Origin of the sequence: Psychrobacter pacificensis (assembly GCF_018336615.1) — a bacterium.
Taxonomy (GTDB): Bacteria; Pseudomonadota; Gammaproteobacteria; order Pseudomonadales; family Moraxellaceae; genus Psychrobacter; species Psychrobacter pacificensis.
Genome location: NZ_CP048752.1, coordinates 2,598,222 through 2,617,081, shown reverse-complemented (window position 1 = coordinate 2,617,081; position 18,860 = coordinate 2,598,222). Strand labels below are relative to the sequence as shown.

Sequence of the window (18,860 nt, the reverse complement as noted above, 5' to 3'; positions counted from 1 at the left end):
AGTTCAGTATTTATGCACATGATAATATTGATTTTTGACTATATATCAGGATTCGATAATAAGCGTCAGAATTTGTATTCAGAATCTATATATTATTTAGAATCTATATATAAAGGCGGCGGAATAATAAAGCCATAGCGTTGTAAGCTCATGGTAATAAGTAAGCCAAGGCAAAGTAAGACAGACATTGAGCAAAAACAGACGACAGTCATGGGCAATGATACATTCAGCAGTTTTTAATTTTTATAACACAAATAATATCACTAACTTCAAATAACTAGGTACATATGATGAAAAAACAACCAGCACAGTGGTTACTCAGTGCAGCGTCAGTGGGCATCGCCGGTATTATCCTGACACAAAGCTACGGTACTGCCGTAGCAGAAACCAATACGGAAAGTTTTGTTCAGACACCTGAGCAAAAGGTCACTACTCGCCAAGTTGCCGCTTTGCTGGATCGCAGTCATTACCTTAATCAGCCATTAGATAGTAAAACCGGTAGCGAAATCTTATCAATGTATATTGATAGTCTCGATCCAAACCATACGTTGTTTTTGCAATCTGATGTCGATGAGCTGAAGAAAAAGCACGCTGATGATTTTGGCACGCGCCTCAAGCAAGGCGACTTATCCGCAGGGGTAGAAGTCTTTGATCGTTATCGTAAACGCTCAAACGAATACTTTGCCATGGCAACCAAGATGCTCAAGAAAGATATTGATTTGACCGGTGATGACACCATCATTCTTGATCGTGAAAAGCTCGGACATTTCAAAACCAAAAAAGAGCAGCGTGACTATTGGGAACGTCAGCTAAAGTTTCAGCTGATGAGTATTACGCTGGGACAAGAAGACGAAAAAGCCAAAGAAAAAGTGTTTTTAAGCAATCCAGATATCACTCGTGGACAGGACTTGGTACGCAACGATGAACGTACGCCAAATGAGATTTTGCAAAATCGTTTGTCGCGTCAGCAAGAGCAGTTTAAGCGTCTCAAAGATGACGAAATCATGGAGACGATTCTAAACACCGCCATGCTGACCTATGATCCGCACAGTAACTACTATGCGCCGATTCAAGCAACTGAACTACAGATTCAGTCGAGTTTGCAGTTAGAAGGCATCGGTGTTTCTATCCGTCCTGATCGTAAAAACCCAGATTACACCCGTATCGTGACCTTAGTCGATGGTGGCCCAGCGGCCAAATCTGGCCAAATTAAGCCCAATGACTTGATTATCGGCATCGCAAAAGATGGCGAGACCATGACGGACGTGGTTGGCTGGTCGACTCGTGAGATTGTCGGCTTGATTCGCGGTAAGCGCGGTACATCGGTCACGCTCAAACTACGTCAACCTAATACGCCAGATGCCAGTGCCCGTACGGTCACCGTTGTGCGTGATGTTATCCAGCAAGAAGAATCAGGCGTGACGCAGCGTGTGGTCGAGGTGCAGCGTCCTAATATCGACAAAACACCAAAACGCATTGGTGTTCTTGAGATACCGAGCTTTTATCTGAACTATCGTGCCCGCCGTAATGGTGAGGACTACCGTAGTGTCAGTATCGATACCGAAAAAGCGTTAAAAGAATTGAACAAAGAAAATATCGATGGGCTCGTGGTGGATTTGCGCAACAACCCTGGTGGCTCGTTAGATGAAGTTGCCAAAATGCTAGGATTCTTTATTAAAAGCGGTCCATTGGTACAGATTCGTGATAACCGCGGCAATGTCCAAGTGTACCGCGATAATGATGGCGGCGAGCAGCTCTATGACGGCAAAATGGTCGTCCTAACCAACCTAGCATCGGCCTCAGCCAGTGAAATTTTTGCCGCTGCTATTCAGGATTATGGTCGTGGATTGGTGGTTGGTAGCACAACGACAGGTAAAGGCTCTGCGCAGATTCAACTGGATAGCTTGGCGTTAGGCTCTGCAACTTTAACTCAGCGTAAGTTCTACCGTATCACAGGTGGTAGTACGCAGAACAAAGGCGTGGTACCTGATGTTGAATTGGTCAATATCTATGATGATGCGACCTTTGGCGAACGCGCCCAGAAAAAAGCCTTGCCTTGGGATACCATCAGAACGGCGCCTTATAAGCCTGAAGGGAAGTTTACCAATGACACTTTAGCGACGCTCAATCAGCAGTCTAAAATTCGCCAAGAGAAAAATCCGCAGTTTGTGTATCTATCAACGCTGAATGATATTCGTAATATGGATGATGAGAAAAAACCAGTTCGTTTAGATATTAACAGCCGCCGAGCCAAAATGCAGCTGATTGAAAAGCGTTCGCTAGAAGCCGAAAACAGACGTCTGATCGCTACTGGTGAACGCCCCTATTCTAATTGGAATACGTATCAGGCCGCGATGGATGCAAAGTTTGAAGAGCGTAGCCGTATGAAAGCTGCTGAGCGTCCAGAGCTGCCAGAAGATGAAGCCTTTATTAATGAAGCGGCCTACCTAATGCTAAGTGCTGAACCCAAGACCTTACTCAGTCCTGAAGAGAAACTATAAGGGGTTATACGATAGCTAGTATTACCATGTAAGCATATGCTTACATGGATTGACGTTTAGACCACTTACTAGTGATAGGACAATCTGCGATTATAACTGTACGGCACGATTCATTGATACTAGGGATTGGTATCTTAAGGTCGCATCAGGGATAAGTGGTTTGCTGATTAGGGATGATAAGGCTGGATGCCTGTCAGTTATGAGATACCCCGGGATTAGGTATCACATAACGCTAACATGGATGGTTGGTAATAAAAGCCGCATGACGCTTGTCGTTATGCGGCTTTGTTATGTCTGGATCTAAGAATTATTTCTGGCGCTAGCTTACGCTTCTTTGATAGATTTGTGAGAATGGCTATTGAGCTTAAGGATGCTCACAGAAGCGCAATGAATGCTTCATTGTTAGAACGCTCTTTTTATCTACATCTAATCAATCAGCACTTATGACAGACATAAAAAAAGGCCAGTAGACAGTGCTACTGGCCTTTTTGATGAGAAGATAAGCTCAAATATAACCTATTCTCTAACCGTCTCACGATACTCTAGGAGAGATTAGTGCTCAACGCCACCTGCGCCATGTATATGGCCGTGGTTTAGTTCGTCTTCAGTTGCTGCACGTACTTCTTGAATTTCAACATCAAACGTCAAACGCTTCCCAGCCAATGGATGGTTGGCATCAACAGTTACTTCTTGGTCGTTTACGTCAGTGACTGTCACTAGCATCACTTGGCCACCAGCTTCTGACTGGAACTGCATACCAGGCTGGATATCATCAACGCCTTGGAAGTTTTCGCGTGGTACGCGCTGTACTGCTTGCTCTTGATACTCGCCATAGCCATCAGCAGGCTCAACCACTGCGTTGACTTTTTCGCCAGCAGATTTGCCTTCTAATTGTGATTCTAGGCCTGGGATGATGTTGCTGTGACCGTGTAGATAAGCAAGTGGCTGACCTTCTGGAGACTGGTCAAGGATATTGCCTTCGTCGTCTTTTAATGTGTAATTGAATTTGACGGCAGTGTCTTTTGCGATAGTAGTCATAAAATATCCTAAGTATATCTATGTAAAAAATTAAATACGGTTGCAATAAACCTAAAAAAGCCAATCAGCAAGCCAAATAGCCACAGTATTAGTCAATTATCATCAGTTTATTAAAGTAACTTTAGCAGTTAGCATCTTTAATTGAGATGGCGTATATAAGTTTCAAGGTAAAAAACATAAAAAATGCCAATTAATGCCACAATTTATCATAATAACTGCTATTTTCTATAGTTAATCGATAACTACTGGCCACTCAGGGTTTGGGAGTTGCGTTTTTTGGGAAGGACTCCTAACATAACAATAAAATAAGGATGAGAGATACTATGACTGCATTTGCCGATAATACTAATAACCAGCTAACGAGCGACGTTTCAATCAGCCATGATGATATCAATAATACGGCTGATATCAGCTACCAATTCGATTTTGCCCGTTTTTCTGAGCATTTGGTGGATGTGTCACTGTCCTTTACGGCAACAGTTAATACTCCTCAGCTCTGGCTACCAGCATGGATACCAGGCAGTTATCTGATGCGCGAGTTTGCTCGCAACATCACCGCTGTGCATTATCGAGTAACAGACAGCCAAATAAAAGAAGGTGACGAGTTTTCTGAAACTTATCGTGCACAAAAGGTAGATAAACATACGTGGCAACTCCCAACTATCACAGCAGGCCAAAGGGTAGTCGTCGAATACGAAGTCTACTGCTACGACCTATCGGTACGTACTGCCTATGTCGATCAGCAGCGTCTGTATGGTAATTTTACCTCACTTGCACTCGCGGTCGATGGGCAAGAGCAGATTCCAGTACAAGTCAGCTTGATTGTTCCGGAGTCGTTTTTGGTAGATAAAGAAGAAAGTCATGTAATCTTGGCATGTGGTTTGGCATCTACGCATCTGCGTGTTGATGGTCAGAGCGAAGATAAAAGGCACTGTTATCAATTACGGGCAGATAATTATCATGAGCTGATTGATTACCCTTTTGAGATTGCAGCACAGAATAAATTTGATTTTATTATTCATGACAGTCAGCATCAGACGCTTCATCACAGTTTTTATCTCTCAGGCAAGCATAGTGCCAATATGGGCAGGCTACAGCAAGACGTCACTCAGATTTGTCAGACTTATCTAGACTGGCTGGGGGATGCACCCTTTCATGATTACACCTTTATGACGTTTGCCAGTGGTCAGGATTACGGCGGACTTGAGCATATCAATTCTACTAGTCTGATTACCCCGCGCCGTGACTTACCAAATGCTGATGAGCCAAAAATACCGAGCACGGATTATCAGCGGTTTTTGGGCTTGTGCAGTCATGAGTACTTTCACTCGTGGTGGGTCAAAACCGTGCGCCCTGATGTCATGGTTGATGTTGATCTACGCCGTGAAGCGTTCACGCCGATGCTTTGGGTATTTGAAGGATTTACGTCTTATATCGATGATTTTATGCTGCAAGCATCTGGCGTGATCGATAAGTCAGACTATCTCAGGTTACTAGCGGAACAAATCAATCGCTACTATCAAACGCCTGGACGCGATAACCAAAGTGTCGCAGAGTCAAGCTTTGATGCGTGGATTAAGCTGTACCGTAGCGATGAAAATACGGGCAATGCTGGTATCAGTTACTACAATAAAGGCGCATTGGTGGCCTTGTGTCTGGATTTGATATTGCTAAAAAATACCAATAATCGCTATCGTCTATTCGATGTGGTCAAAGCGTTCTATACCCAAGCAAAGCAAAATGACAGCAAGCGTATCGGCATCAATAGCGCGGATATGGGCGACGTGATTGGGCAGTTTATGCCGATAGCGGAATGGGAGGATTTTGAACGCCGTTACGTCAACGGCGTAGAGGAACTGCCAATTGAGGCGCTGCTGCTCGCAAACGGTATCAAAATGCAGGTCAATACCAAAGAGACTGCGGATAAGCATGTCCCATGGGGTATGCGCTGCAATGAGACACCCGCTGGACTCAAAATCAATCGGGTGAACCGCGGTAGTGTGGCTGCCAAAGCAGGTATCTCAGCCCATGACATCATTATCGCGATTGATGGCATCAAGGCGGATAGTAAGCAGCTAGCATCGCTGAGTAATGCAGAGCATCCCGTTGAGTGTCATCTGTTTCGCCGCGATGAGCTGATGTGTGTGCAAGTGCAACCTGAGGCACTGCCACAAGCTAACGGGAATGACAGTGATATGCCTGAAAAAGAATTTCCTCATAAGGTCAGTCTGCGCTTAGTAAAAGGTGCTCCAGCGTTAGCAGAGCATAGCGATCCTAAGCAAGCAGAATCCGCTTGGGAGCCATGGCTGGATGTGATGAAGCGTCAGTCAGCATAGTGACATCGAGAGATATAAGTAAGCAAAGCAAAACCCCCTAATAAGCAAATATGGTTATTAGGGGGTTCAAGTAATAGCTGAAAGGTTTTTTGGTATGCTGAATGGCTAGCTACTCTTCCTTGGTTTTATTATCAGGGTCCTCACTGGCAGGCTTCTCGTTTGCAGTAGTGTCGCCGTTAGGCTCGTCAACCTCAGCATTATCGTTTTCAACATCGCTCGTCGCTTTAAGCGCGGCAATCCAGTTTTGCATGAGCTCAATCTCTACTTGCTGAGTATCGATGATATGCTGTGCCAATTGACGCATTTCTTCATCAGTACCGTATTCGAGCTCGATTTTTGCCATATCTACGGCGCCAATATGGTGTGGTAGCATGCCACGTGCAAATGCCATATCCGGCATAGGATCAGCAATACCCAATGTCATCTCACCATGCATGCTTTCCATACCCTTAGCGTAGGCCTGTTGCATAGCAGCGGTATTGGGCTTAGGTTTGGCTGTGTCAGGATGGCTGGCAAGCCATTTGTTTAGGATATCAATCTCAGCTTGCTGCGCCGTGATGATATCTTGAGCAAGCTGGCGCATGGCATCATCTGTACCGTACTTTAGCTGAATTTTTGCCATATCTATCGCGCCGCGATGATGCCCAAGCATGCCTTTGGCAAACGCGGTATCAGGATCGTTATAACCCATACCGATCATCATCTCATCATGCATACTGGTCATGGACTTTGTGTAGTCTTTGAGCATATCCGTCATCTGAGTGTCATCTGTGACGTTTTCGCTATCTACCGATGTATCGTGGCTTATATTCTCATGCTCAGCATGAGTCATGTCAGTCATTGGCGGGGTGGCTTCTTCTACAGGCGCTGATTGACTATCTGCTGCTGGCTGACACGCACCTAATAGCAGTGCAGTAGAAATGCTGGTGGCCAACAGAACAAAACGATGAGAAGCAATCATGATATATCCCTACTATAAGAAGACCAAATGATAAATAAATGAGGTCTATTTTACATAAATAATGACGTGCTGAATCTTAACAGATAAACCTTACCCATTCGAGACGCTATGTTTAACAAGAAGTAATATATTTACTTTAAATGAAAATATATGCCGGTATAGTCGAACCACTATTAAAGTGTTACAGCGTTAGACTCGTTTAGCCTACTACTGTAGTACTTGCACTCGTCTGCCTCGTACCACTTTTAATATTGATTGACTATAGCTAAGCGTTTAGACGTGACAAATTAATAGCTGATACCCAATTGCTGATAGTGCTCACTAGTTAAGTGAATGCGCACAAACTCGCCAACTGCTATGTCACCTAATTCAAACCCTGCCACCGACCAACGTATTAAACGTAGGCAGGGCAGACCAACATGCGCGGTCATTCGTCTGACTTGACGGTTTTTACCTTCATAAATTGTCAGCATCAACCATGAGTCCGGTACGCTTTTACGCTCACGTATCGGCGGATGACGTTGCCAGAGCGCCATCGGTAGCTCATCTTCACTGACGTGTTTAACCTCAGCAGGCAGAGTTTTGCCATCTTTGAGCGTCACGCCACGTTTGAGCTGATTGAGTTGCTCAGCAGTAGGAATGCCCTCAACCTGTACCAAATAAGTCTTACCTTGCTTACGTCCAGCATTGGCTTTTGGCGGATGGGTAATTGCTTTATTGACTCGGCCATCATCGGTCAGAATAAGTAATCCTTCGGACGTTGCATCAAGCCTACCAGCAACTCGCAAAGACTTATCAGTAAAGTACTGCGATAGGGTGGCGTGGTCATTGTTGCTATCGTCTCTGAACTGACTTTGCACCCCATAAGGCTTATTGAACAAGATGAGACTAGAAGTCGGCATAAAGTGATATTTCCTGAAGGTAAATGAGTGATTAGCAGTCTTGGCTTATGTTTGATCAAGCAAAGTCAGTACTAAAAAATAAGAACAGAGGTATTGTGTTTGATATACGCTGTGCGATGTATTTTGCTACAAAAGTAGGACAGCAACCACGCAAATTTACTGCTACTCTAAATCCATATTTTTATAGGGGTATTTATATTTTTGATAGTAATAAACCTATCACCTACAAGATAAAATGATTGTCCAGCTCTTTGTTCTATTACTATCAACAAAATAATCTATTATAACCCTTCAAAGATTATAAAGTTATAGATGCTGCATTTTATTAATAATTTATAAATTGTATATGTGATATTTCTTATTAATTTAGCCAATAACACTGAATTTAATAATAAGCAGTTTCTATGCACAGTTTTAGTTTGTATTTACATCAATGCATATATGTTTAATTTGAAGCTATTTTTTAGTATCGTTCAATCCAATGTCGCAAGTATCTCATACATCAGACTTTGTTTAGCTAATAAGCGTCTAGAGCGCGACCATTATAATAGAAAAGCTAGCATAACAACGTGTTCAGTTCGCTTGCGATGTATAACTTACCACTAAGGAGTTTTATCCATGTCATATGATAAGGTCATCGTACCAAGAGACGGCGAAAAAGTAACCGTGAATGCTGATTTGTCGCTAAATGTGCCCAATCATCCGATTATTCCGTTCATTGAAGGTGACGGTATTGGGGTGGATATCACACCTGTCATGATAAAGGTGGTCAATGCGGCGGTCGATAAAGCCTACCACAGTAAAAAATCAATTATCTGGATGGAAGCTTACTTGGGCGAAAAAGCGGCCAAAATATATGACGGTGAATATTTACCCAGTGAGACATTAGAGATTTTAAAAGACTACGTCATCAGTATCAAGGGACCGTTGACCACGCCGGTGGGTGGTGGCTTTAGTTCGTTGAATGTGGCTGTACGTCAAAATCTTGATCTGTATGTCTGTCAGCGACCAGTACGCTGGTTTAAAGGCGTGCCAAGCCCAGTACAGCATCCTGAGCTGACCAATATGGTGATCTTTCGTGAAAATACAGAAGATATCTATACAGGTATCGAGTGGAAGGCAGGCAGTGATGATGCCAAAAAAGTCATCAATTTCTTAAGAGAAGAGATGGGTGTGACCAGCATTCGCTTCCCTGAAGACTGCGGCATCGGTATCAAGCCTGTCTCAAAAGAAGGCTCGCAGCGCCTAGTTCGTAAAGCCATTCAGCATGCTATCGATAATGACTTGCCAAACGTGACCCTCGTGCATAAAGGCAATATTATGAAATTTACGGAAGGCGCGTTTAAAGATTGGGGGTATGAGCTGGCAGCAGAGCGTTTTGATGCTGAGCCATTAGATGGTGGTCCATGGATGACGATGAAAAATCCCAAAACGGGTAATGACATCATCATCAAAGATGTGATCGCTGATGCATTCTTGCAGCAGATTCTGATGCGTCCGGCAGATTACTCCGTAGTAGCAACACTCAACCTGAACGGTGACTATATCTCTGACGCGCTAGCGGCGGAAGTAGGCGGTATCGGTATTGCCCCAGGGGCCAACAAAGGCGGCGCAATCGCTGTTTATGAAGCGACGCACGGTACTGCGCCTAAGTATGCTGGTCAGAATAAAGTAAATCCAGGCTCATTGATATTGTCTGCGGAAATGATGCTGCGTGATATGGGTTGGTGTGAGGCGGCGGATCTCATCATCAGTGGTATCCAAGGCGCGATCGCCAATAAGACGGTTACTTATGACTTTGAGCGTTTGATGCCAGATGCTATCTTGCTCAGTACTTCTGAGTTTGGCAAAGCCATTATCAAGCACATGGATGCGTAATCGCATTAATGCCTAGAGCGTTAAACTCTATTATATTTATTCAAGGCCACTTACTGATGTAGGTGGTTTTTTTATGTGTTTGAAATGGATAGACATAGGCAAGTTGTTTATTATCATTTTGAGATAGGCACAAAAAAACACCTCAACGTTCTAAGACGGCTAAGGTGTTTTGTTTGCTAATACTTAAACTTACCTAATCGATCTGTGTATAAAAACCAGAGCGATTAGGATTAATGTTTCAAGATCAATTGCTTATTACTTATAGCGATGCCAAGACTTCGTTAAACAAAGCGCTTGGACGCATGGCTTTTTTCGCAAGCTCCTCATCAGCATAGTAGTAGCCTTTGATATCGACTGGCTTACCTTGAACGTCGTTAAGTTCTTTGACAATCGCGTCTTCGTTTTCTGCCAGCTTTTGCGCCAATGGCGTGAACTGTGCTTTTAACTCGCTATCTTGATCCTGCGCCGCCAGCTCTTCAGCCCAATATAGCGCTAGATAGAAGTGACTACCACGGTTATCAAGCTCACCAGTTTTACGTGATGGTGATTTGTCATTCAGCAGCAGTTTTTCGGTCGCGGTATCGAGCGTATCGGCTAATACTTGAGCTTTAGCATTGTTGTCGTTGCTTGCCAAATGCTCCAAAGAGACGTTCAAGGCCAAGAACTCACCAAGTGAATCCCAACGTAGATGGTTTTCTTCGGTGAGCTGCTCGACATGCTTTGGTGCAGAACCGCCAGCACCTGTCTCGAACAAGCCGCCGCCTTTCATGAGTGGCACAACCGATAGCATCTTAGCACTGGTACCAAGCTCTAGGATTGGGAATAAGTCAGTTAAGTAATCACGTAAGATGTTACCAGTCGCAGAGATCGTATCGAGGCCACGAGCGACACGCTCTAGGGTATAACGCATGGCGCGAACCTGAGACATGATTTCGATGTGTAAACCGTCAGTATCATGATCTTTTAGATACATTTTAACTTTTTTGATGAGCTCGTTCTCATGTGGACGGTATGGGTCGAGCCAGAAGATAACAGGCGTATTTGATTCACGGGCACGGCGTACAGCAAGCTTGACCCAATCTTGGATCGGGGCATCTTTGGTCTGACACATGCGCCAGATATCGCCTTTTTCAACGCGTTTTTCGAGCAAGACTTCATCGGTCTCAACGTCGACGATACGCGCAATACCAGCATCGCTAGATTCAAAGGTCTTGTCATGAGAGCCGTATTCTTCTGCTTTTTGTGCCATTAGGCCGACGTTTGGTACGGTACCCATGGTCGTTGGGTCAAAATTGCCATGCCATTTGCAGAAGTTAATCATTTCTTGATAAATACGAGCAAAGGTAGACTCTGGCATGACGGCTTTACAGTCATACATTTTGCCATCAGCGCCCCACATTTTACCGCCTGAACGAATCATCGCTGGCATAGAGGCATCCACGATCACATCACTTGGTGAATGGAAGTTGGTGATACCTTTGGCCGAATCAACCATGGCCAGACGTGGACGATGCTCCTGACAAGCATGTAGGTCGCGCTCAATTTCTTCACGCGTTGAGGTTGGCAAAGTAGCAATCTTATCGTATAAATCTGCCATACCGTTGTTGACGTTGATGCCAAGCTCATCAAAGAGTTCGCCGTGTTTTTCAAACGCATCTTTATAGTAAATGCGGACCGCATGACCAAACACGATGGGGTGTGAGACTTTCATCATGGTGGCTTTGACGTGTAGTGAGAACAAGATACCCGCTTCGCGGCAATCTTCCATTTCACGCTCATAGAATTCAAGCAAGGCTTTTTTGCTCATGACCATCAAATCGATAACTTCTTTGTCTAGTAGGTCGATTTTAGGTTTCAATACTTTTTTGGTGCCGTCGTCTAGCAATAGCTCCATGCGAACCGTGCGCGCCTTATCTAGGGTCATAGATTGCTCGCCATCATAGAAGTCGCCGCCATGCATGTGCGATACATGTGTGCTTGACCATTGTTTCCATTCACCCATTGAATGTGGATGCTTGCGTGCATAGTTTTTGACGGCTTTTGGTGCGCGGCGGTCTGAGTTACCTTCACGTAGTACAGGGTTTACGGCACTGCCTAAGCTCTTACCATAGCGCTTACGTAGCTCTTTTTCTTCATCCGTTTGTGGATCATCTGGAAAGTCAGGGATGGCATAGCCTTTACCTTGCAGCTCTTTGATGGCTGCTTTGAGCTGCTGTACAGAGGCACTGATATTTGGCAGTTTGATGATGTTGGTGTTGGGGTCTTGAGTCAGGCGACCAAGCTCAGCTAGGTTGTCAGGAACACGTTGATCTTCGGTCAAGTATTCAGGGAATTCAGCCAATATACGTGCCGCAACAGAGATGTCACTAGTTTCAACTTCGACCCCTGCGGTCTTAGTGAACGCTTCTACAATAGGTAAAAAAGATAGTGTCGCAAGCGCTGGGGCTTCGTCAGTTTTTGTATAAATAATTTTTGACATTTTATTTGAATCTTCCTTTAGTTGTCGTTAATAATAAAGCTCGAATATAATGTTGAATATGGGTCAATGATACTATGCAATGCTCAATGATATCGTTCGAACAAGTACGTCGTATGCAGCTGCTTAGCAATATTAAGTTAGAGATATTCAAGTTTGATAAAACATTTTCTTTTACTGATGTTCACTACAAGGGCGTTCTCAGATGGCACGTTGACTGCCCCGTAAACTGCCAGACAGCAAGTCGCTGACGGTATATTATAATAAACCCACTATAAATTCGAGAGGATGTCAATCACATACCATGAACTAAGTATACTGTTTTCGCTCATATCTTAGGGTTTCAAATTATACTAAGCTGGTAGTAACCTTATTCTAACAGTCATTTGTTGCGATATCATCTTTTCAATAATATGGACGGTGTTTTATTGACCTTTATATTATTCTTGAGAGGACATAAGGATAATCCTAAAAACCACCAATGTCACGATTGGTGGTTTTTTATTGCGTCTCAAAAAAACTTTGCAAATTGTGACAGCAAAACCGCAAAAATTTGCTAGGCTAGGTCATCAATAGATTGGTTATCGATAAATATATAGCGATTATAAGAGTGACGGTGAGTATGAGTTTAGAGTATGCGCTGATGAATGATACCAGCTGGCAGAGCCAGACCGATTGGCAAACGCCAGACACGCCTTTTATGTCATTTGCTTTTTGGCAGGCGCTTGCTGAGACAGGCGCGATTGGCGAGCGGGCAGGGTGGCTACCGATATTTATTTTGGTGCATCGTGTCAATGATGATACTAAGGATGCTGCTCTGCAACCAGTTGCGGTAATGCCAGTCTTTATAAAAGGCCATCAACGCGGTGAGTTCGTGTTCGATCATTCATGGGCAGAGGCGTATGCGCGCTATGGTCTCGACTATTATCCAAGATTGGTCACTAGTGTGCCGTATACGCCGATTACGGGTCAGCGGCTTTGGCTGGCAAAAGGGGAGAGGCTAAATGAAGAGATAATCAAAACAGCCATCGCAGGTGTCGATGATATCGCTCAGCAAGTCGGCGCCTCAAGCTGGCATGGGCTATTTGTGACTCCTAATCTAGCCTCTATTGCGACCACGTCTATGCCGACCGAAATTGATATAGAGCGTGCGCTAGCAGCACAAGAGCGCGGCGTAGAGTCCGCGCCGATTGCGATGCCGATATTCGAGCGTCAAGGCTGTCAGTTCTTATGGCAAAACAAAGACCTGCTCAATGACAGTCAGCCCTTTGCAGACTTTGATGCGTTTTTGATGACGCTAAAAGCTAAAAAGCGCAAAACTATCCGTGCGGAGCGTCGTAAAGTGGCTGAGCAAGGTATCATCTGCCAGCGAAAAATCGGCGATGCTATCAGCGATTCAGACTGGAAGGCTTTTTATCACTGTTACGTGATGACTTATGCGGTACGCGGACAGCAGCCTTATCTGACGATAGACTTTTTTATGGCATTGGCAGCGAGTATGTCTGAACATATTATGCTCGCGCAAGCACTCGATGCCAGTGGTGAGATTATTGCCAGTAGTTTGTTCTTGTATGACACACCTGATAGTAATAGCGACAACGACGACAGTGTTGATGGCGATGTTAATAATGATGTTGATAATAGTGCGACTTTGTACGGTCGATACTGGGGCGCGCTTGGTGAGTATGACAGCTTGCATTTTGAGCTGTGCTATTACCAAGGCATTGAGTTTGCCATCGAGCAAGGGCTAGCGTCCTTTGATCCGGGTACGCAAGGGGAGCATAAGCTGGTTCGTGGATTTATCCCAACGACCACGCACTCGCTTCACCGTATTTATGATCCGCGTTTTGTCCCTGCGATTGGCGATTTTTGTGCCAGAGATCGGATGCATATGGCACAATATCGCAAGCAAGCCCATGAGGCACTACCATTTAACGCGGACAATATGCCAGCCTTTGATACGCTTCATTGATATACACCACTAATATCCACTATTAATAATAGCCTGCAGGCCTTTACTTTACACATTTCATGATTAGCCGTTAACTATGCCCACAAACTCTATTGCTAGTATTGCTACCTCTCTGCCTCCTATTGAACTCGTATCGTGGCTCAATGCCGAAGGTTCGCTCACAGCCATGCTAGAAGAGAAGGCAGGGCAGCCGTTACGAGTGGAGCGCACCTTTGAAGGCTATCGGCTATTGACGCTGCAACAAAAGCGACAATTGGGTCTGCAAGGCTCAGCGCTGAATCGTCCACTGCTGGCGTGGATACGTGAAGTACTGCTATACGGCAATGACGAGCAGCCATGGGTCGGTGCGCAAAGCATCTTTCCGCTATCAAGCCTAAAAGGTAACGCGCGACGCTTGCAGCAGCTAAAAGGTACGCCCATCGGTTATGTGTTATTTAAACGTCGGCGCACAGTGCCAAACCAGCGATTTGTGCGACAGACGAGCGAGGGCTGGCAACGGCAAACGCGCTATGACTGGTATGGTCGCTTACTACTTATCAGCGAAACCTTTTTGCCGGCATTTTTGTCCAGTGATACTTAAAAACGTTTTATTCTTATATACACAAAGAAAAAACTAGGGTCAAAAATTTGCATTGAGTAAAACCTTTAGGGCGTGTTGAACATTCGCAAATAGGCACTGCTGATCGCTAAAATGGTTCCAGACAAGGCACAAAGCGACGATAATGCAGATGCCTTAGCGAGATTTGTAACGCAGTATGGGGCAATTTTAGCATCAGCCCCAACGATAAAAAGCAGGGGACAGGACTCTTTTTTGCCGCTTCATCGTTAAAAATAAGCACTTAGAATGACTAAACTTATTATTTTTAACATCGAATCGCCTAAAAAATAGTCGCTGTCAGTGCCATGGTCGAATGTTCAACACGCCCTATTTAATTGGCTATTTATCTGTGTTATATCGCCATTTAATTTGCTCATCTTCAGGCAGGCTTTTTTGCGCTCATCGCACAATTTTTCATGTTACACTTACGCTTTCGCAATGCTATCGATGCCGCTGTATATCGATTTTATTGACGGATCGGTCAAGTTAATGCAGGCCAACTGCCTGTGTTTATTCTTATGTTAATTTTTACTGATAGTCGCCATTTACAATCATGGTCGTACCATAAAACAGCTGGCAAAAGAGCAGCGTGCACAAGTACCTAGCATACTTTGAGCAACGTCGATGCAGTGTTCGTTTGATTGTGGGCAAGCTATCAGCTTCTTTTCAATGATACTTTTTCAATGACAGTCACTACTTAGGACATTATTATGTTTAAAGACATTTCTATCAAAGAGTTTGATCCGACCCTTGCTGAAGCGATGGCCGCAGAAAGCGTTCGTCAAGAAAATCACATCGAGTTGATTGCCTCTGAAAACTACTGCTCACAAGCAGTGATGGAAGCACAAGGCACTGATTTGACCAATAAATACGCTGAAGGCTATCCTGGTAAGCGTTATTATGGTGGCTGTGAGCATGTCGATGTCATTGAACAATTGGCCATTGACCGTGCAAAAGAGCTGTTCGGTGCTGAATACGTCAACGTCCAGCCACATTCAGGCAGCCAAGCAAACGCTGCCGTATTTTTAGCATTGCTAGAAGCCAATGACACGGTACTTGGCATGAGTCTAGACGCTGGTGGTCACTTAACGCATGGCGCGCACATCAACTTCTCAGGCCTGAACTACAACGCCGTACAGTATGGATTGGTCGATGGCACTGGCCTTATTGACTATGATCAAGTAGAAGCATTAGCGCGTGAGCACAAGCCAAAGATGATCATCGCAGGCTTCTCAGCGTATTCACAAGTCGTTGATTGGCAGCGTTTCCGTGACATCGCTGACGAGGTAGGCGCGTATCTATTGGTAGACATGGCACACGTTGCTGGTCTTGTTGCGGGCGGCGTCTATCCAAGCCCAATACCTTTTGCTGATGTGGCCACTACCACCACACACAAAACCCTACGTGGCCCGCGTTCAGGTATGATCTTGTCGCGTGATGAGAAACTTGCTAAAAAGCTAAACTCTGCCGTATTCCCAGGCAACCAAGGTGGCCCGCTCATGCACGTCATCGCGGCAAAAGCGGTTTGCTTTAAAGAAGCGCTGGAAGACAACTTCAAAACCTATCAGCAGCAAGTTGTGAAAAACGCACAAGCCATGGCAAAAGTCATTCAAGAGCGTGGCTATGAGATCATCTCTGGTGGTACTGAAAACCATCTCATGCTGATTAGCCTAGTGAAGCAAGAAATGACCGGTAAAGAAGCCGACAAATGGCTTGGTGATGCACATATCACGGTCAACAAAAACGCCGTACCAAATGATCCAAAATCACCATTTGTCACCTCTGGTATCCGTATCGGTACCCCAGCCATTACTACTCGCGGCTTCAACGAAGCGCAAGCGGGTGATTTGGCAGGCTGGATCTGTGACGTGCTAGACAGCCGCGGTGATGAAGCGGTTGCAGCTGAAGTACGCGGTAAAGTAGAAGCCATCTGCAAAGAGCTACCAGTGTACGAAAAAAACCAGTAAGTATTAACTGACTCTATTTGAGAGTTGTATAACAAAAAACCGCTTAGCGTTTGCTAGGCGGTTTTATTTTTAATCACAGTTAAGGAAGATACGATGTCTATTTCAACAACTATGTCATTTTGCTTTTGTAGTGTTCGCGAGGAAAATTTAACCAGCATACTTGTTGGTGATATGACACTGGATGAGCTAAGAGAAAATCGCGACAACCAATACTTAGATGTGAGACAAGCGTCTCTTGAACATTATACGGAAGAACTGGTTGAGTTATTGGGAGAGGGGCATTATGCCTTGTGCGATTTGTTGTTTTTGGCAAACAATAGCACCCCGCTGCATGAGCAGCATGACGGTTTATTATACAATGTGGCCGTCGTACCTGAGATCGTCAAAGCGTTTGCCGCGACAGACTTAAAAAAATTGGTACACGATATCGGCTACCACGAAGCAGAGAGTCAAGAAGGTTTGAATACATTTCGTGAGAATTTAAATCACGTTCACGAGTTATTTAAGTTTGCAGAAGAGAACAAGCTCAATGTGATTGGGTTTACGCTTTAGTGAGTCGATCATGTTGCTGCATGATGCCGCACCTAGACATATTTGAACCGAATGTCAGATAAATAAAAACCGCCCAACATTATTGCTGGGCGGTTTTATTCATTCAAATAATTGTGCGATAAGAGCATGCTCATGCAATAAGGGGCAAATTTAAACCCTACGAATATTTATAATCTCAGCCACCGAGTTGATTGAGTCCTAATGCCAGCACCAAACCAATAGCAGTGCTGATACCCGCCCAATGGTTGCCATCTTTAAATGCAGAAGGAAAAACTTCTGTCGCTAATGAAGCAATCACCGCCCCTGCGGCAAAACAGTCAATTGCACTAATTACTGCATCATCGACATCTTTGAGAAGCATTTTGCCAATAATAGCTGCTAATGATAATAAAATAGCTGCACCAATCCATAGCATGAGTATTTTTTTGTGACTGCTACCACCATCGCGCATTTGTTTGGCACCGCCTGCGGCTTCTGGGAGGTTTGATAATAAAATAGACCCTGCTAGTGCCGCGACTTGTAAAGCGTTACCACCAATCAGCGCGACGCCAAGCGCTAAGTTTTCTGGGATACCATCAAGCGTAATAGCAGCAAGCAAACCTGCCCCGCCTTTGTTTTGCATTTTTTCATCAATCAGATAGTCAATAGCCGTAAAGACCACTGCGCCTAACACGGTAAAGGCGACAGTCGTCCACAAACCACTCTCGCCAATCGCAGGTTGAATCATCTCAAGTACCACTGAGCTCATGAGCGCACCACCTGCCAGCGCAAGCAGATTGCCTTGTATCCAGTCAGGCATATAGCCGTATAGACCCCATAATGCACCAATAATGAGTGCGCCTGAAACCACAAGAATAATGGCAAATACCAACATAAAATGCCTCGATACTTTTAATAAGTTTTAATAATTCTGAGTAATGTCTATTGATACGATGAATGGCGGTGGGATCACATTGTATTTGATAATAATGCTATCACACGATGTGACTCATGCAATCTCTTCAAGATTAATCACGGCTTAAATACGTTCAGACGTAGTATTACATAAGTAGTATTACATAAACGGCAACTTGGTGAATATTTGCAATATCGTGGCATTGACGATATCGACAAAGAACGCACCAACCATTGGCACGATTAAGAAGGCTTTCGGCGAGGGGAGATAGCGATCCGTGACGGCTTGCATACTGGCAATCGCTGTCGGGGTAGCTCCCATACCAAAACCGCAATGCCCTGCTGAGAGTACTGCCGCGTCATAGTCTTTGTCCATGACTTTAAAGGTAATGAGGTAGACGTAGATAATCATGATGATGGTCTGTACGATCAATATGACCAATACAGGCCCTGCCAAATCCGTCAACTGCCACAGCTTCAATGACAGTAACGCCATTGCCAAAAACAGACTCAAAGACGCATTACCAAATACATCAATCGAGCGATCAAACATCTCAAAATTGAAGACCATCGTTAACACATTGCGTATGATGACGCCGCCTGCCAGTGCCCAGACAAACGTCGGTAGCTCAAACCATGCGTCCTCAGCCACGAGCGTCATCCCATCGGCAAAAGCCAATGCCCCTGCAAATAGCGCTAATGTCTCGATAGTAGAGGGTGCTGTGATAAAGCGCATGCTATCGGGTCTCTCAAAGATGTCTTTATTGCTTCCTGCAGTCTCCTCG

At 44.6% G+C, this 18,860-nt stretch carries 12 protein-coding genes and 1 pseudogene; 7 read left to right on the top strand and 6 right to left on the bottom strand.

All coding sequences use genetic code 11. The annotated features are described in order from the left end of the window. Window positions 1-290: 290 nt before the first annotated feature. Window positions 291-2,501, top strand: coding sequence for a carboxy terminal-processing peptidase (locus GYK50_RS11075; protein WP_212563939.1), 2,211 nt, complete (start codon window positions 291-293; stop codon window positions 2,499-2,501). Between the two features lie 552 nt (window positions 2,502-3,053). Here GYK50_RS11075 and GYK50_RS11070 read toward each other — a convergent pair. Further along, complete coding sequence (locus GYK50_RS11070; protein WP_058024248.1) at window positions 3,054-3,539, bottom strand: FKBP-type peptidyl-prolyl cis-trans isomerase; 486 nt, start codon at window positions 3,537-3,539, stop codon at window positions 3,054-3,056. A gap of 323 nt (window positions 3,540-3,862) precedes the next feature. Between GYK50_RS11070 and GYK50_RS11065 the strand changes: the two genes are divergently transcribed. Then, window positions 3,863-5,875, top strand: a complete 2,013-nt coding sequence (locus GYK50_RS11065) for a M61 family metallopeptidase (RefSeq protein WP_212563938.1) — start codon at window positions 3,863-3,865, stop codon at window positions 5,873-5,875. 109 nt (window positions 5,876-5,984) lie between these two features. On the opposite strand, the gene copM is transcribed toward GYK50_RS11065, so the two are convergent. Both copM and GYK50_RS11055 read right to left on the bottom strand, forming a co-directional pair. Then, the gene (gene copM / locus GYK50_RS11060) at window positions 5,985-6,836 is read right to left on the bottom strand and encodes a CopM family metallochaperone (protein ID WP_212563937.1); all 852 of its coding nucleotides are present in this window, start codon (window positions 6,834-6,836) and stop codon (window positions 5,985-5,987) included. A gap of 287 nt (window positions 6,837-7,123) precedes the next feature. After that, window positions 7,124-7,738: a pseudouridine synthase gene (locus GYK50_RS11055; RefSeq protein WP_212563936.1), complete on the bottom strand. Its 615-nt coding sequence runs from the start codon at window positions 7,736-7,738 to the stop codon at window positions 7,124-7,126. 618 nt (window positions 7,739-8,356) lie between these two features. On the opposite strand from GYK50_RS11055, the gene icd reads away from it, so the two are divergent. Continuing rightward, window positions 8,357-9,616 carry an NADP-dependent isocitrate dehydrogenase gene (icd, locus tag GYK50_RS11050; protein WP_212563935.1) on the top strand — a complete coding sequence of 420 codons (1,260 nt, stop codon included), beginning with the start codon at window positions 8,357-8,359 and terminating at the stop codon, window positions 9,614-9,616. A gap of 259 nt (window positions 9,617-9,875) precedes the next feature. Here the strand turns inward: icd and GYK50_RS11045 are convergent, their stop codons facing one another. Then, window positions 9,876-12,095, bottom strand: coding sequence for an NADP-dependent isocitrate dehydrogenase (locus tag GYK50_RS11045; RefSeq protein WP_212563934.1), 2,220 nt, complete (start codon window positions 12,093-12,095; stop codon window positions 9,876-9,878). A gap of 619 nt (window positions 12,096-12,714) precedes the next feature. Between GYK50_RS11045 and GYK50_RS11040 the strand changes: the two genes are divergently transcribed. The 4 genes from GYK50_RS11040 to GYK50_RS11025 all read left to right on the top strand — a co-directional run bounded on the left by GYK50_RS11040 (window position 12,715) and on the right by GYK50_RS11025 (window position 17,181). Next, window positions 12,715-14,064 carry a GNAT family N-acetyltransferase gene (locus tag GYK50_RS11040; RefSeq protein ID WP_212563933.1) on the top strand — a complete coding sequence of 450 codons (1,350 nt, stop codon included), beginning with the start codon at window positions 12,715-12,717 and terminating at the stop codon, window positions 14,062-14,064. A 76-nt stretch (window positions 14,065-14,140) separates the two neighbouring features. After that, the gene (locus GYK50_RS11035) at window positions 14,141-14,644 is read left to right on the top strand and encodes a chorismate--pyruvate lyase family protein (protein WP_212563932.1); all 504 of its coding nucleotides are present in this window, start codon (window positions 14,141-14,143) and stop codon (window positions 14,642-14,644) included. Window positions 14,645-15,372: 728 nt separating this feature from the next. After that, complete coding sequence (gene glyA / locus GYK50_RS11030; RefSeq protein WP_071002345.1) at window positions 15,373-16,629, top strand: serine hydroxymethyltransferase; 1,257 nt, start codon at window positions 15,373-15,375, stop codon at window positions 16,627-16,629. Window positions 16,630-16,722: 93 nt separating this feature from the next. Beyond that, entirely contained in the window at window positions 16,723-17,181 is a 459-nt protein-coding gene (locus GYK50_RS11025; protein WP_071002344.1) for a hypothetical protein, read from the top strand. Window positions 17,182-17,356: 175 nt separating this feature from the next. On the opposite strand, the gene GYK50_RS11020 is transcribed toward GYK50_RS11025, so the two are convergent. Both GYK50_RS11020 and GYK50_RS11015 read right to left on the bottom strand, forming a co-directional pair. Beyond that, window positions 17,357-18,055, bottom strand: a complete 699-nt coding sequence (locus GYK50_RS11020; RefSeq protein WP_212563931.1) for a ZIP family metal transporter — start codon at window positions 18,053-18,055, stop codon at window positions 17,357-17,359. A 180-nt stretch (window positions 18,056-18,235) separates the two neighbouring features. Then, window positions 18,236-18,859 (bottom strand): annotated as a pseudogene (locus tag GYK50_RS11015) (sodium/glutamate symporter); the annotation flags it as partial. Window position 18,860: the final 1 nt, after the last annotated feature.